Origin of the sequence: Candidatus Uabimicrobium amorphum (assembly GCF_009002475.1) — a bacterium.
Taxonomy (GTDB): domain Bacteria; phylum Planctomycetota; class Uabimicrobiia; order Uabimicrobiales; family Uabimicrobiaceae; genus Uabimicrobium; species Uabimicrobium amorphum.
Genome location: NZ_AP019860.1, coordinates 5,281,501 through 5,296,228 on the forward strand (window position 1 = coordinate 5,281,501; position 14,728 = coordinate 5,296,228).

Here is a 14,728-nt window from a genome sequence, read left to right on the forward strand (position 1 = left end):
ACGCGATGAATGAAGATTATACAAAACTTGTGGAGCAACACGGTGACATTATAAAAGATTTTATAGGTTTCATTAGCTGTTTTGCCAATGGCGTGAAAAAAAATGATCTCTTCGACATATTGTGTAAACATTGCGAGATTTCATTAGAAAGTTTCTACGAAACGTTGGATTGTCTTGACGATTTGATTGTTATTGAAGACAGTAAAGTTTTTAATGATGTTGATATTGAAGAGGTCTTCGATGAAGAAACACTGGCAGAATATGTTTCTAAAGCAAGTAAATACTTGAATAACAATAAAGCCACACTTGAAATGTCACAACTAAATTTTTCCATAAATGGTCATGAAAATTTGCAAAATTCAGAGACAGCGCCGAAAACTTTTGGACGTTACGAAGTATTAGAAAAACTCGGATGTGGCGCTATGGGGGAAGTATATAAAGCATATGACCCTGAGCTAGACCGTATCGTTGCCGTTAAGATTTTACAGAACTACGCAGTGGAAAAGGGAAAACTGCGATTTATATCCGAAGCCAAAGCAACCGCGAAGATGTTGCATGCCGGTATTGCCAAAATATTCGATATTGGTTCTGAAAACAGCTATTTGTTTCTAGCCATGGAATACATTAAAGGATTGACATTAGATAACTACATAGAGCAAAAGCAACCAAGTACAGAAAAGGTGATGGAAATTATTTTGCAAATTACCGAAGCTCTTGTTTATGCACATGAAAAAAATATTGTACATCGCGATTTAAAACCAACGAATATCATGATTCGCGAAAATGATGTGCCGTGCATTATTGACTTCGGACTAGCGAAGTCCGTCGAACAGAACTACGATTTAACACAATCAGGAGATATGATTGGAACCCCTATGTACATGTCTCCCGAACAAATACGTGGTTTACCTCTTGATGAGCAAAGCGACATTTTCTCGTTGGGAATTGTCATGTATGAAGCCCTAACGCGCGAGCACCCTTTTCGCCGTGAAAACAAGTTTGAACTGTTTGTTGCCATTGCCGAAATGTCACCACGTCCCCTCTGCGAAATCAACGAACAAATTCCACAAGATATCAATGACATATGTTTAAAAGCGATACACAAAGATAAACGAATTCGCTACGCTACGATGAAGGAATTTTATCACGATGTAAAAGAAGTCGTAAATGGTAGTTTGGAAAGTTCGGAAATTGCGCACGATACAAAGCCGCACTTTGCCAAGGAACAACGCTTCTCTCTACAAGAAAAACAATATACTCCGCAAGGAGATATTGAAGACCATGTTGATGATTACATAAACATGTGTTTAGAAAAAATACCACAAGCATTGGCGGTATCGGTGATTGATTTAGAAACTGGTATGCTACTGGGGATTTATACAAAAAATGAACATCCCCAAGAAGTAATGGATTTGGTGGCTGCGGCAACAAAAGATCTTTTTGAGGGTGATCGCGTTCTCGAAATAGAAAACCTTTTCAGCTCAATGCGTGGAACGAAAAATACAGGTCATTACTTTAAAGAATTTGTGATTACTTCGAAAAAACTCGTGCACTATTTTGCACGTTTTCCACATGCTACGCGATCTGTGCTCGTCATCGTCTGCCCTTTGGAAGTAAACTTGGGGCTACTCCTCGCAAAAGCGAGAAAATTACTCCAGAAAGTACCATCATAAACTAGGGCGTGTCACATCCTAGTACGTGTCACGTCCCAACTATTTCGACTCTGATAAAAACCTTATTGATAACTCGATAGCGTACGTGAGTTTTTGCAAACTCATTTGTTCTATGCCCACAAAGCAGCCATCTGCCGGAACAAGTGGAATGTGAATGAAACCACATGCTGTGTCTAATTGCATTTGCTGAATCTGATGTAGAGCCAAATAGAAAATATGGTTGCAAACATAGGTTCCCGCATGATTGGATATTTCTGTAGCAATACCGTTTTGTAACAACTTTTCTTGCAAGTCTTGTAATGGTAGTGTTGCAAAATACGCCAATGGGCCTTGCTTTTCAATAAGTTTTCCTTGGTACGTACAACCGGCATTGTCTGGGATCGAGCAGTCATTTAGATTTAATGCCACGCGTTCGAGACTTACTACGTTTCTTGTAGCTGCCACACCTAAAAGTAAAATAATTTGTGGAGATATTGTCGCAATGAGTTGTTGCAAAATGTCTCTTGCACTATTGTATTCTGTAGGTAATACTCTTGTCGTTACTTGTATTTCAGGTAAAAATTTTTGGGTATCGATTTTTTCCACGACGAGCTGTGAAGGGTTGGTATCTACGTTGGCAAATGAATTAAATCCGGTAATGAGTACGCGCATAATAGGTCTTTCTAAAGTAGTTTAATGGCCAATGTGGCTATTGTTGTGGTGGTGTATTTGTTGAGTGGTGTACTCTCATCATCCCAGTCGTCTTCATAAAAATCTTTGAGCAGGAATCCCGCTTGTAATTGTCCTCCAATTTGTTGCTCCAGTGTATGGCCAAATTCTAAAGGCACATTTTTATCAACGAGAGATTGTACTTCTTGTTCACTAAGATCGTCTATATCTGAAAAAGGCAAACGAAACCTTACTTTGAGTTCTCCTGTCTTGTCAGCGTGACTATGATCAAAAAGAAAAAAAGAAGGGTTCATGAAACCAGACAACAAACGGCCACCATTTTTCAAGACGCGAAAACACTCTTGCCACACCGGACGTAAATCTTGAACAAATACATTAGATACGGGATGAAAAATGATATCGAAATGATTGTCCGCAAAAACAGAAAGGTTTGCCATATCACCGCGAATGCATTTTATCTCTAATGAATTTTGTTGGGCCACATTTTGGTCTTTGTCCAATTGCTCTTGAGAATTATCAAAACTCGTCACCCGTGCCCCCGCAGCGCTCAGTATAGGAATTTGCTGTCCACCACCAGAAGCTAAACCCAATAAATTTTTTCCCGGTAGTGAATCAAACCAACAATGAGGTACGTTTTTGTTGGGTGTTAGAATGACATTCCACTCACCGTTTCGGGCGGCTTCGATCTCTTTAGATGTGACGGGTTGACTCCAACGACTTCCTTGCTTAGATTGCTGATCCCAAGCACCACTATTGTGATGAACTATATCCATTTTTTTCTCCTATATCAACTTCGTAACCGTAATCGTGACCATGACCGTCACCGTGATCGTAAACGTCACCGTGACCGTGACCGTGACCGTCACCGTGATCGTGACCGTCACCGTGACCGTCACAAATTACTTTTGACCACTATACTTTTCAATAAGCAATATTTGACGATGTATCTGTGGATGTGCTGCGATCTTTTGTAAATTGGGAAAATTTTTGTGTATGTAATTTCGCGTAATCCAAAAACCATTGCGTCGACCACGATCAAGCCGTCGCCGTAGATTGTCTTTTACAGCATACAGTATATATTTGCGCGCCAACTTTCTGTGATGATTTGCCTCGTCTGTGGTGAGATTTGTATCATTTTGCGCCCTACTTAGGGTATGTCGTGCCAAAAACAGTGCATAAAAATCTCCCCGAGCGTTTAGTAATAAGTACTTACATATTTCCTGCGCTTGTTTATCGAGCCCTATTTTTCGGTATAATGTTGCTTGGCGGTTAAGTAACATTGTCGTGCATGACTTTTCCAGGCCAGGTAATGTCGCAGCGATTTGATCATAATTTTTTTGTTGATGGTACAATTCGGCGAGTTCTATTCTATAACGTGGGTATTTGGGGAGTAGCTCTATTGCTTTTTGTAAATCGTTCACTGCTTGGGCAATGTTATTCTGTGAACGATAGATAACAGCTCTTTCGTAGTAAAACTTTGCCATTTGCGTTGCAACCATTTTTTGGGAAAGATCCAAATCTTTTGTCAAATCAATCGCGTAGGTCAACCATTTTCCAAATAGACGTTGTTTTCCACGGCGACGCAATATCTCTATGTATTCCCCATAGTGGTCTTCTGCGTTTTTGTGAATATACCGTTGCATAACAATTTGCGGCTGGCTAATGTGAAATTTGAGTATGCTATAGAAGCCTATGGCAGCACCGCGCTTTATACTTTTGTTTTTCGAACGCAGAGCTTGTTTGTACAAACGGTTGCGATTTTTTTTCGACAGCAATACTTTTGCGGCCATGGCATTTTCGCGCAGCGAAGGGTAATTTTCTAAACATTTGTTGATAAAGTTTAATTTTTCCCTGGTCGTAGATTGTTTTAAAAAAACATCGACAAAAGGTAAACGCAGGTATGGTTGCCTCATAAAGACCAACACTGAATTCTGCACTAGTTTTTTGTGTTTCTCCACTAGATCAAAGCGATAGTAGTTTAAAGAACTAAAAAACCAACAAGCCCATTGACTTAAAGCGGGTGATGAGTTTTGCAGAATAGAGGGGAATTCTTCTAGCATTTTGTTGAATCTTGAGATGTTGTGTACCTTACCTTTTAAATCAAATATGCGCAAAAAATTGGCAATGATATATGTATATACCTGTACGAAAGGGCGGTTACTTTTCATGATAATGCGTTCTTTTATGTTTGCATAGCTTTGGCTCTTGTTGCAATACCCAAATATGGCACGCAGACCTATATTGTTGGGGGTATCGATAAGCGACTCTAAATCTTTTGCAAAATAACGCGTATCAATATCATTGAAATAGTGGAGAAAGTAAAGAGCAGTTGCTCGGACTTTTTCGTTTTTGTCGCGAAGGCCTTGGCGGTATTCTTTCATGAATTTTTGCGCTTGGCCAGGTATATGCGGGGCACTCCAAAAATAATAATGAGCATATACTCTATGGCTTGGCGACGAATGCGTCATATTTTCCTTTAAAATTTTCAGGGCTTCGTTGTCCTTGCTAATGGCAAAAGCACTTGCCGCAGCATATAACTGGACACGTGGTTTGTTATCTTTTTTCATGAGGTAGTGTAGAATTTGCAACAGTGCCTCGTTCTGTGAACGCCATGTCTCTCTTTGAATATTATCTTGGTAGTTGACAAGGTAAATGAATGTTGATTTGGCGACGAGAGCGCAGAGAAATTCATAGCCAGGGGTTTGCGGATGGACATCTTTGATGTGCGAAAAGACGTCGGTTTCTTTACGAATACGAGCTTCGCGTAAAACGATAACGGCAATCATCGAACCTATGAAATCACGATGTTGTGTCTTGAATCTTTCCGATAAAATTTCTAGTTCTGAAAACTCAAGCAATTGCAAAAGTGCTTTGGCCGCAAGATAGCGTTTGTAGACATCCAGTTTTCGATTGTGTGCAATTTTTTTAAGAAGTTCACGATCTGTTTCGCTGATGACTTCTTCATTGTTTTGTAGAGCGAGGTGTACGCTTTGGTAATAAAGAGCATGCCTATTTTCACGTGTCTTCTCCCGTTCAATACTATGCCAAATATTCTCTACCCGAGAGCGTTTTTTTGATGAAAAGCTTTGCGCCAAAGTCATAATTTTTTCTTGTAGTTGCGGGTGATAGCGCAAACTCATTAGACCACTAATGGCATCATCGTAAATTTTCATTTGGTGCCGAGAAAGTGACTTTTCATCTACACGCATGCGCTCTATTTCAGCTATTTTTTCTAGATGAGGTGCTATACCACCTCTATTTTTCATCGTGAGGTTATTCATGGCAACACGCCTTTTGGCGTAGTCGCTATGATAGGTCTCTTGTATTTCGAGAAACTTATTGGTGAATAAATTTGGTGGGGTAACTGACGTAACCTTACCGGTAACATGCGTTAAGAAAAACATACTGTTTTCGTTTAAAGACGGTTTGCGCAGCAACACGCGCATTAAAGTATCTGCCGTTGCGAGATTTGCTCCTCCAATTTCAATAGACTTCGTGAGTGCTTTATAGGCAGGGATGTATTTTTGTTGGCGAAAATATGCCTTCCCAAGCAAAGCGTAATAGTCGCTACTTTTTGAACGGGCGATGCACGTCTTAAAGCATTCTACTGCAAGGGACAAGTATTCAGAATTTTTGGCAGGGGAGGGACTAGAAAGCGTATGATACATCAAATAGGATTCACCTAAGTAACCGAGAATTCTTGTATCCCCTGGGAAATCTTTTACTGTGTTCTTTAATAGGGTGATAGTTTCTTTTAGCGATGCTTCATCGGCAAAGCCATTTTTGACAATTCTATAATTGCAACGCGCAATGAAGAGTTTGCAGTTTTTATTTATGGAAATTTTTGCGGCATTGGCATTCGCATCGGCGTCGGCAAAGAATTTTAAGGCCTCTTCGTAGTGTTTATTTTGATAAAGTATGAGACCCTGATAATAGGAATGCCGTGCTTTGATTCTACGATTTGTCGTATCAAATTGTAAACTTTGTATTTGCGAAAGATCGCGTTTGGCGTAATACATTTCCAAAATAGCCAAAACTGTGAGGGGATCGAGTGGCTGATTTTGTAAATGTTGTTGAAATATGTTTTGCGCTTTCAGGTATTGTTTTAATTTCACGTGGGTAAAAACAAGCTTTTGGTATATTTTTAACTTGTCTACTTCGTCTTGTGTCTTTATTTTTTGCAATTGCTCTTGCGCTGCGGCGTATAGTTTTTGATTGATGAGTATCTCCGCTGTCACAAGAGGTGTTATGTGAATTTTGATGCTGTTATCGCGATAGAAATTTCGATAAAGGGCCGCAATGACAATAATAAAAACAAGTACAATAGAAGCGATGCGCCGCACATTTTTTAAGCGATGGTAAAAACCAAACCATCGTGCCGAGACTTTTTCTTCCTGCAAAAACTTGCGTATGTCATCTGCCAAAATTTTGGCATTTTTATAACGTTTATTATGCGCAGCAGTGGCTTTTAACCAAATACTTTGCAAATCCTTCGCCACCGATGGATAACGCGATAGGGGAATAATATTTGCTGCTTGTAAATTATATAAAATTTCAATAGGCGTATCCCCGGCAATCATATGTTCGCCCGTGATCATCTCATATAGAATGACACCGAGTGCATACACGTCTACAAGACCGTCTATTTGATGATAACCTTGCATTTGTTCAATGGACATGTAACGAGGCGTTCCGATCACTTCACCTGTTTTTGTGACATCATAGTCACTCATGCAAATGCTCTTCGCCAAGCCAAAATCCATAACAATTGGTTCGATTTCCTGAGTAATGATAATATTGTCAGGTTTTATATCGCGATGGACAATTCCCTTACTATGGGCATAATGCAATGCACGAGCGATTTTTTCGAGTATAATCAATTTTTTTTGTAAGGACAATTCGTGTAGGCAGCTACTTAAGGTTTTGCCATGTACATACTCCATGGCAATGTACATGTGATTTTGTATAAAGCCCACATTGTGTACTTTGATAATGTTTGGATGGTTGAGTTGTGCGGATAACTGCGCTTCACGTAAAAACCGTTTCTGGGTGATTTGTTGACTATGTGTTGCTGTGATAAACTTGATCGCCACGATGCGCTGAGAATTTTTTTCTAACGCCCTGTACACTTCTCCCATACCACCTTCACCTATTTTATCCCTAATTTCATAGGCAAAGTCTTCCGGGAGTTGTTTGATATACTCGAATTCATCAAAAAAATCTGTATTCATTCCTGTTTCCCATCATTACTATTATGTGTATACCGCAGCTCAAATTCTATCATCTATTAGAAGCCAACGTCAATCATTTCATCAAGTAAAAGGCAACCTATGAATGTAAAAAGGCTTATTTTCCGTTACGGTATGAGTATTAACGAGACACATAAAGCTTTTTGTTTTGCGTGAATTCTTGGGGTAGAGATTCGATAGGATTACCACAAGCATAAATATAGGTGAGTTGGCAAAGTTTGGCGATCTCTACTGGTATTGTTGTCAGTTCGTTGTGTGCACAATAAAGGTAATTTAAATTTTTCAATTTTGCCAATTCCGTTGGTAGTGAAGATAATTTGTTGTGCGAACAGCCTAAACTTTGCAGATTGCGCAGTTGCGTAATTTGTGTGGGAAACTCTGTTATGTTGTTGTTGGCAATGCTTATATCTTCCAGTTTGTGAAGGTGGGCAATTTCTTGGGGGAGCGTTTGTAAGTTATTGTGGGCCAAAGACAACTTTGTGAGGTTCGTAAGTTGTCCAACCTCTGGGGGCAAAAAAGATAAGTCATTGTGTGAGCACGATAGTTCTTGAAGAGTATATAAATACGCGATTTCCACAGGAAATACCGAAAAACGATTTCCGCCAAGATTTAATTTAACCAGTTTTTTACATTGTGCAAATTCCACTGGTAAAGATTGAAGTTGGTTATTGTTGAATGATAAGTGCGTTAACTCAGAGAGATGGGCAATCGTGGGTGGGATAGAAGTTAATCGATTGCTGGAGCATGTAAGCTCGAAAAGATTTTGTAAATTGCCAATCGTTGCCGGGAGCTGGGTGATTCGATTGAAATCAATGTGCAGTCTACCTAGCTTGACAAGCTGTCCTATTTCGTCGGGGATACCTTGCAACTCACATTCTGTTAAGTTCAAACAACGTAAATTGACAAGCTGTCCTATTTGAGAAGAGATTTGTTGAAGAGGACAACGTATGGCACTAAGATAACGGAGATTTACGAGCTGTCCTATTTGTGGCGGAATCTCCGTAATTTGGTTTTCGATAAGATTAAGATTTTCGAGGTTTTTGAGTTCTGTGATGCATAAGGGAATTGTTGTGAGACTGTTTTGCCCCAAAGAAATATGTGAAAGATTTTGTAATTCTTTCATTTCTAAAGGTAAACTGCGTAACTGATTTTTGTGCAAGTGCAGTGTTGTGAGGTACTTCGCATGGGCAATATCTGCCGTCAAGGAAGTCAGTCGATTGCGCGACAGGTCCATTTCTTTTAGAAGAGTTAAGTTGCTTATTTGAGGAGGAATTTCTGTAATATGATTTCCCGAAAGATCCAAGTACTGAAGGTCTTTAAGAGAAAAAACATATTCGGGAATTTTTTCAATATTGGCAAGGCGCAATCCCAATTTTCCCGAAAAACCACAATTGTGAAATTCTGTTCCTTTTAAACTGCGAAATACAATATCCCCGCGAAAACTACAATTATCAAAAATCGTATTTTCCACTTTGTAACGTTTTTTTCGGTTCAGATAAAAAGAACATCCTTGGTAACGAGTATTACTTTTTACGTCTTGTAGAGATTTTTTCTTGATGGTTTGCACGCTTTTTTCCCTTATCAAATTTGCTCTTTGAGTCTGACGATTGTTTCTTCTGAAATTTCTTTTAGCCACTCCTCTTCCCACGGAACAAAACCCAATTTACGATAAAGATTCGCCGCTGCGGAGTTTTGCGGATGGTAACTAGTGGCAATAATTTCTACTTGCGGGTAAAGTTTTAGCCGCCGAATCACTTCGCACATCGCCGCTTCACCATAGCCTTTGCCTTGGTGGTCGCGACCGATCATGAGTCGCGCAATAAAACCAACCGCCGCGTCTATTTCATACATAACAAAGCCAACCATGGGCAGTTTGGGGTTCTCCCACCCTTGGGCGGCGATATCGTAAATAGCCAGAGGGTAGAGGTTTTTATTGACATATGCCAATGCCAGAGACTGTACGTTTTTTGCCACCATTTCTTGCTGGTCTTGTTTTACATCAAGTGCGATGCATTCCTGGAAATTTGTTTTGGTGATTGGTCTTAGTGAAACTTTGGCTTTTGACATTTTGTTTTCCTTGTACATATTTTGAGAATTTCGCGAAGATAAAATATTTTTTCCGTATATTGTAACCCAAGTTGTGGCCTAGAAGTAACACGAAAAAGTAAAAGCGAGAATAAAAAGGGCCAACTCTCCCCAAGCTTCTGTTCCAACAAAATCGTTTATCCTTTTAAGCTCAAGTTTTAAAGGGAATAGGACTTTTCAAAACTAATTCAAGGTTAGCTTGACGGCTGGCATCAAATTTGATGAATATTACAACGAGCTCGAATTCGGAGTAAATATTCTAGCATTTACAAGTTAGAGATTGACCGTGCCTTAAATTAACACTGTTAATTTAAATATCAAAATTTTATATGGGAGGTTGTATATGAAGCCGCAACGTATTTTAATTCTCCTTAGCTTAGTTGTTCTTATCAATATATATTCATTAGAGATGGTCCCCCTAAGACTTTGCTGGAGTGACAAACATAAAGACCACTATAGTTTTGCTTCAAAAAATATCATAAAGATACCAGGCTATGTTTTTTTGCGAACTCAGGGATTTATTCTCAAAAAGCCAATGCAAACCACCGTAGCCCTAAGATTGTACTATAGTTCTAAGAATAATGACTATTTTTGTGCAGCGAGCGAAAAAGTTAAAAAAATACCTGGATATAAGTATCTAGGTCTACAAGGATATATATACAAAACAAAAAAGGTCGGAACGGTTCCTTTAAAACTATATTGGAGTAATTCGCGCAAAGAATATTTTAATGTGGTAACAATAAAAGAACAGAAGGTCGCTACCAAAAAAAAATACAAATTGATAGCGACTCAGGGATATGTATACAAAAATAATAAACTGCCGCAGAGTATGGTTCTATCACAAGGAGGAAGTGCACATCTCTTCGCTAGCGATTCGTGGAATATAACATTGTACACGAGTAGGTCCTCCAAAGACTTTATCTTATATTGGCAATCTAAAAATGGAATAAAGGTAAAAGACCTAAGAACTCCGATGTTCCAAAAACACAAAAACAAATGGCGGACAGTCGTTTCTTTTACAAAAGCAGACGCTGCGAATATGAAAAGTGTAATGGATAAAACCCACATTAACTATAGTTGTCAAGTATGGCTAGTAGGCATGTACAACAAAAATGCGAAATCGAATAAAATCACTATTCAATTTCGTAAAAGGCGATTTATTCCACCGCCAACGAGAAAAATTCACATAAACTTTACCCAGGCCGTCATCACAACAGACGCTGAAATTGGAAGTGGAGACTGGTACATACTCATTAAAGTAGATGGTCAAAATTTAGGCGTTTCCGAAGGAGAAGCAGATAGTAAAGAAACCGTTCTACTCAATAAAAAAGTTACAAAAACAATCACCGATAAAACCATTATTAAAATTGAATGTGTTGCCTGGGAAAAAGATGGAATGGGTGCACCGTTTATCACAAAAGAAGGTTATGTCAAAGGTGCAGATTTTGTCGGTCAAAAAACCTTTTACCTTTCAAAACAAAATAACTGGGACATTACTTCCACAAAACCGTATGTGTATGTTGGTGGTAACGATGAGGGGGGAATGAAAATATTTTATACGGTTTATGAAAAATAAATCTGTATTTTGTTCGGAAATTTCACCAAGATAAAATGCTGCGACCATGTATTTTTTTCGTTTTTTTATAAAAGTCTAAAGCATCAAAATGTATATTGTCAAGTTGAAATCTCGTGATCATTTATGTACCTTGATAGGAATAAAAAAACATGAATATATTGATTCTTGGTGGAAATCGTTTTTTCGGAAGAAAACTTGCACAACTTCTCGTGGAAGACAATCACAGTGTCACGTTGCTAAATCGCGGACGTGTGGACGATGGTTTAGGAGATCTCGTGCAGCGTATTGTGTGTGATCGCACTGACTATAGTGCGATGAAAGCCGCACTAGACGGTACGTGCTGGGATATTGTTTTTGATCAAGTTTGCTATACACACAAAGATGCCAAAGAGGCGACAGAACTTTTTGCGGGTAAAGTGACAAAGTATATTCACACTTCTACGGTGTCGGTGTACGATTACGGTGTAGATTTGACCGAAGATAAATTCAATCCACAATCGTATACGTTTAGTAAAGAAATTCACGATTATATGCAAAACTACAAAGAAGCAAAACGCCAGGCCGAAGTAGCTTTTACAAAATGGGCAAGTTTTCCGGTCACTTTTGTGCGTATACCGGTAGTGATCGGTAGCGATGATTACACCGAGCGTTTTGCGTTTCACTTGTCGCGCGTTCGCGATGGAAAAGAGATGTATTTTCCCAACTTGGAAGCGCGAAAGTCTTTTATTACCTCAGACGACGCCGCAAAAGCGTTGTACTTTCTCGGAAAAAATGATTTTAGCGGAGCGATTAACGTCGCGAGTCCACAACCTGTTTCTTTAAAGCGTTTGTTAGAAATTATCGAATCAAAATACAACAAAAAAGCGGTGATTGCCGAAAAACACCACGGAGATAACCATTCTCCTTACGGTATCGAAAAAGATTGGTTTATCAACGTTGATGTACTCAAAAGCCTTGGTTTGGAGCTGGTGGATATCGAGAAGTGGCTTACAGAGTTTACCGTCTAAAATGTAACTACGATTTTGGTGTTTTTGGAGTTCCCATCAAATACGTGACTTTGGTCAGAGGAGTACTGGCGATACCGATTTGCCAATGGTAATGTTGTTGGGGGTCTATTTTCTCTGCCATGTGCTGCCACTCTTTGGGTTTGTAAGCCCTTAGGGTAGAAATGAGCCCATCAAAAACAGTAATGATCGTCACCACGGGAAACAACACTGTCCAAAAAAAGCGTCGTAGGCGAAAAGGACGTATACCAAAAATTCCTAGATAGAGGAATATAGGCAGTGCAAAAAGAATATTGACGAAGCAACGCGGCGTTCTTTGTACCGGTTCCATAAAAACGATATTGGCATTGTCAGTGACCGCATCGTGTAAAATTTTTTCCACTTGTGGTGGTTTAAAGTGATGTACTGCATTAATAACCACACGTGTACCTTCCATTTCCTTTGGTAAATCAAAAACATCGACGCTGGTGTTATTGTAGTCGATACTAACATTTCCTTCGCGCTGTAGCTTCTTGTAGCGTTCGATATTGGGAAACTTGTCGGATAAAGTGATTTGTATTTTGTTGGATGTCTTTTGTTCTAGGTATGAAGCGAAATCAATCACCGGACCACCGCCACCTGCACAAAGTAACTGTAAACGTTGGGTGTTGGTTTCCTCTATAAATTGATGTACTTTGGGAAAAACAGGTTGGAATATTTTTAGCAAAGAGTAGGTTCCAATCAATAGTTCCATGAGGGTAATGCGCATTGATTGTGGGAGCCAATCTTGGTCGTTGAATTCAAATAGATGTAATCTTCCCATATTTTCTCCTGGTATTTTTGAGGTAGACGAACCATGTTTTGACATTTTGGGGAAATTGGAAATGTAGGGGCGGACCTAGTGTCCGCCCTTTCCCTCAAACACAGATTGATAAACGTTTCGGTAATAAACCGTATTTATTTTATTATAGCAGATGACCCATAATCTGTGAAAGTTGAATATTGGTGAAAAATTTGCTAACATATTCTATTATTTTTTCTTAAAACAAATACAAATGTTATTGCGAGGTCAGAGATGAGATTTTGTTGTGTGGTGGTTTTTATCATGTCGTTGGTCGTTGCGGATGCTCCAAAAGCTCAGGGGTACGAGCATTTTTACGGTGCGACGATTGGAGATACATTGTATTTCACTGCCAATGACGGCGTTCATGGTTATGAGTTGTATAAAACCGATGGGACAGAAGAGGGAACAGTTCTTGTTAAGAATATTGGTGTTGGTACAAGCTCCAAACCCGAACTTTTCATCAATATAAATAATATTTTATTCTTTCGCGCTGACGATGGCGTTCATGGCTATGAATTATATCGTAGCGACGGCACCGCGGAAGGAACTTACATGGTGAAAGATATTTTTCCTGGTAAAGAAAAATCCTACCCACGTTCGTTTGCCAACGTAAATGGCGTTTTGTATTTCGCGGCAGATGGTGGATATGGTACCGAGTTATACAAAAGTGATGGTACCGCAGAAGGTACTGTTTTAGTGAAAGACATTTTTCATGGCGGGCATTCTTCGCCGTTTATGCTGACAAATGTAAACGGGACATTGTTCTTTCGCGCCGAAGATGGAATACACGGCACGGAACTATACAAAAGCGATGGCACCGCAGAAGGTACTGTTTTAGTAAAGGATATTTTTGTGGGGCAAGGTCGTTCGGAACCACGGTCTTTTACTAATGTTGACGGAACTTTGTACTTTACCGCAAAAAATGGCCGCGATGGACGCGAGTTGTATAAAAGCGATGGTACGGCAAACGGAACGACAATGGTGGCAGATATTACACCGGGAAACAATTGGGACGTATATCCCGATCAACTGACCAATGTAAATGGTAAACTTTTATTTCGTGCCAATGATTTGGTAAATGGGGCCGAACTTTATGTAAGTGACGGTACTGCCAGTGGTACACGTATGTTGTTAGATATCTATCCGGGAAGTAAAAATTCCTATCCGAACTATTTCAAAATGGTTGGTAAAACCCTGTACTTTACGGCGCGTGATGGTGTACATGGTACGGAGTTGTATCGCACAGATGGAACCGCAAAAAATACAATGATGGTAAAAGATATTTATCCTGGTATTGAAAGTTCACGACCTTATTCGATTACCAATGTGAATGGCGATGTGTTCTTCCGCGCAAATGATGGTATTCACGGCAGTGAGATACATAAAAGTTCCGGCACAAAAGCGGGAACCATTTTTTTGAAAGATATCTTTGAAGGGCAATTTAACCATTCCAATCCGAAAAACATGTTTAACGTGGGTGGTGTGCTGTTGTTTAAAGCATGGACCAAAAAGCTTGGCTGGGAATTGTATAAAAGTGATGGTACTGCCGCGGGAACTGTTTTGGTGAAAGATATTCATTCTGGGGCGGGATCATCATAATCCGTAGGTATTTATTTGTAAAATGAGTGGTCTAGTTGTTTGGGACGGAC

Annotated in this window: 10 protein-coding genes; 4 read left to right on the top strand and 6 right to left on the bottom strand. The window is 39.4% G+C overall.

What is annotated here, in order from left to right; all coding sequences use genetic code 11:
• The first annotated feature begins 5 nt into the window (after nucleotides 1-5).
• On the top strand, nucleotides 6-1,673 hold the full coding sequence (locus tag UABAM_RS19135) for a serine/threonine protein kinase (protein WP_151969608.1): 1,668 nt from the start codon (nucleotides 6-8) through the stop codon (nucleotides 1,671-1,673).
• A 39-nt stretch (nucleotides 1,674-1,712) separates the two neighbouring features.
• On the opposite strand, the gene UABAM_RS19140 is transcribed toward UABAM_RS19135, so the two are convergent.
• The 5 genes from UABAM_RS19140 to UABAM_RS19160 form a co-directional block, all read right to left on the bottom strand.
• A complete protein-coding gene (locus UABAM_RS19140; RefSeq protein ID WP_151969609.1) occupies nucleotides 1,713-2,324 on the bottom strand; it encodes a pyroglutamyl-peptidase I in 612 nt (203 codons plus the stop codon).
• 11 nt (nucleotides 2,325-2,335) lie between these two features.
• Nucleotides 2,336-3,115, bottom strand: coding sequence for a class I SAM-dependent methyltransferase (locus tag UABAM_RS19145; RefSeq protein ID WP_151969610.1), 780 nt, complete (start codon nucleotides 3,113-3,115; stop codon nucleotides 2,336-2,338).
• Nucleotides 3,116-3,241: 126 nt separating this feature from the next.
• Complete coding sequence (locus UABAM_RS19150) at nucleotides 3,242-7,573, bottom strand: serine/threonine-protein kinase (protein WP_151969611.1); 4,332 nt, start codon at nucleotides 7,571-7,573, stop codon at nucleotides 3,242-3,244.
• A gap of 139 nt (nucleotides 7,574-7,712) precedes the next feature.
• On the bottom strand, nucleotides 7,713-9,158 hold the full coding sequence (locus tag UABAM_RS19155; protein ID WP_151969612.1) for a leucine-rich repeat domain-containing protein: 1,446 nt from the start codon (nucleotides 9,156-9,158) through the stop codon (nucleotides 7,713-7,715).
• 14 nt (nucleotides 9,159-9,172) lie between these two features.
• Nucleotides 9,173-9,658, bottom strand: a complete 486-nt coding sequence (locus UABAM_RS19160) for a GNAT family N-acetyltransferase (protein ID WP_151969613.1) — start codon at nucleotides 9,656-9,658, stop codon at nucleotides 9,173-9,175.
• A 361-nt stretch (nucleotides 9,659-10,019) separates the two neighbouring features.
• On the opposite strand from UABAM_RS19160, the gene UABAM_RS19165 reads away from it, so the two are divergent.
• Nucleotides 10,020-11,252 carry a hypothetical protein gene (locus tag UABAM_RS19165; protein ID WP_151969614.1) on the top strand — a complete coding sequence of 411 codons (1,233 nt, stop codon included), beginning with the start codon at nucleotides 10,020-10,022 and terminating at the stop codon, nucleotides 11,250-11,252.
• Nucleotides 11,253-11,401: 149 nt separating this feature from the next.
• Nucleotides 11,402-12,259, top strand: coding sequence for an NAD-dependent epimerase/dehydratase family protein (locus UABAM_RS19170; RefSeq protein ID WP_151969615.1), 858 nt, complete (start codon nucleotides 11,402-11,404; stop codon nucleotides 12,257-12,259).
• Between the two features lie 7 nt (nucleotides 12,260-12,266).
• On the opposite strand, the gene UABAM_RS19175 is transcribed toward UABAM_RS19170, so the two are convergent.
• Nucleotides 12,267-13,058, bottom strand: coding sequence for a hypothetical protein (locus UABAM_RS19175; RefSeq protein ID WP_151969616.1), 792 nt, complete (start codon nucleotides 13,056-13,058; stop codon nucleotides 12,267-12,269).
• A 252-nt stretch (nucleotides 13,059-13,310) separates the two neighbouring features.
• Between UABAM_RS19175 and UABAM_RS19180 the strand changes: the two genes are divergently transcribed.
• The gene (locus UABAM_RS19180; protein WP_151969617.1) at nucleotides 13,311-14,678 is read left to right on the top strand and encodes an ELWxxDGT repeat protein; all 1,368 of its coding nucleotides are present in this window, start codon (nucleotides 13,311-13,313) and stop codon (nucleotides 14,676-14,678) included.
• The last annotated feature ends 50 nt before the right edge of the window (nucleotides 14,679-14,728 follow it).

What these genes read in the sequence shown, in the direction of transcription:
- UABAM_RS19160 (WP_151969613.1), bottom strand. Translation starts at nt 9,658, where the DNA reads ATGTCAAAAGCCAAAGTTTCACTAAGACCAATCACCAAAACAAATTTC.
- UABAM_RS19175 (WP_151969616.1), bottom strand. Translation starts at nt 13,058, where the DNA reads ATGGGAAGATTACATCTATTTGAATTCAACGACCAAGATTGGCTCCCA.
- UABAM_RS19170 (WP_151969615.1), top strand. Translation starts at nt 11,402, where the DNA reads ATGAATATATTGATTCTTGGTGGAAATCGTTTTTTCGGAAGAAAACTT.
- UABAM_RS19145 (WP_151969610.1), bottom strand. Translation starts at nt 3,115, where the DNA reads ATGGATATAGTTCATCACAATAGTGGTGCTTGGGATCAGCAATCTAAG.
- UABAM_RS19165 (WP_151969614.1), top strand. Translation starts at nt 10,020, where the DNA reads ATGAAGCCGCAACGTATTTTAATTCTCCTTAGCTTAGTTGTTCTTATC.
- UABAM_RS19180 (WP_151969617.1), top strand. Translation starts at nt 13,311, where the DNA reads ATGAGATTTTGTTGTGTGGTGGTTTTTATCATGTCGTTGGTCGTTGCG.
- UABAM_RS19150 (WP_151969611.1), bottom strand. Translation starts at nt 7,573, where the DNA reads ATGAATACAGATTTTTTTGATGAATTCGAGTATATCAAACAACTCCCG.
- UABAM_RS19135 (WP_151969608.1), top strand. Translation starts at nt 6, where the DNA reads ATGAATGAAGATTATACAAAACTTGTGGAGCAACACGGTGACATTATA.
- UABAM_RS19140 (WP_151969609.1), bottom strand. Translation starts at nt 2,324, where the DNA reads ATGCGCGTACTCATTACCGGATTTAATTCATTTGCCAACGTAGATACC.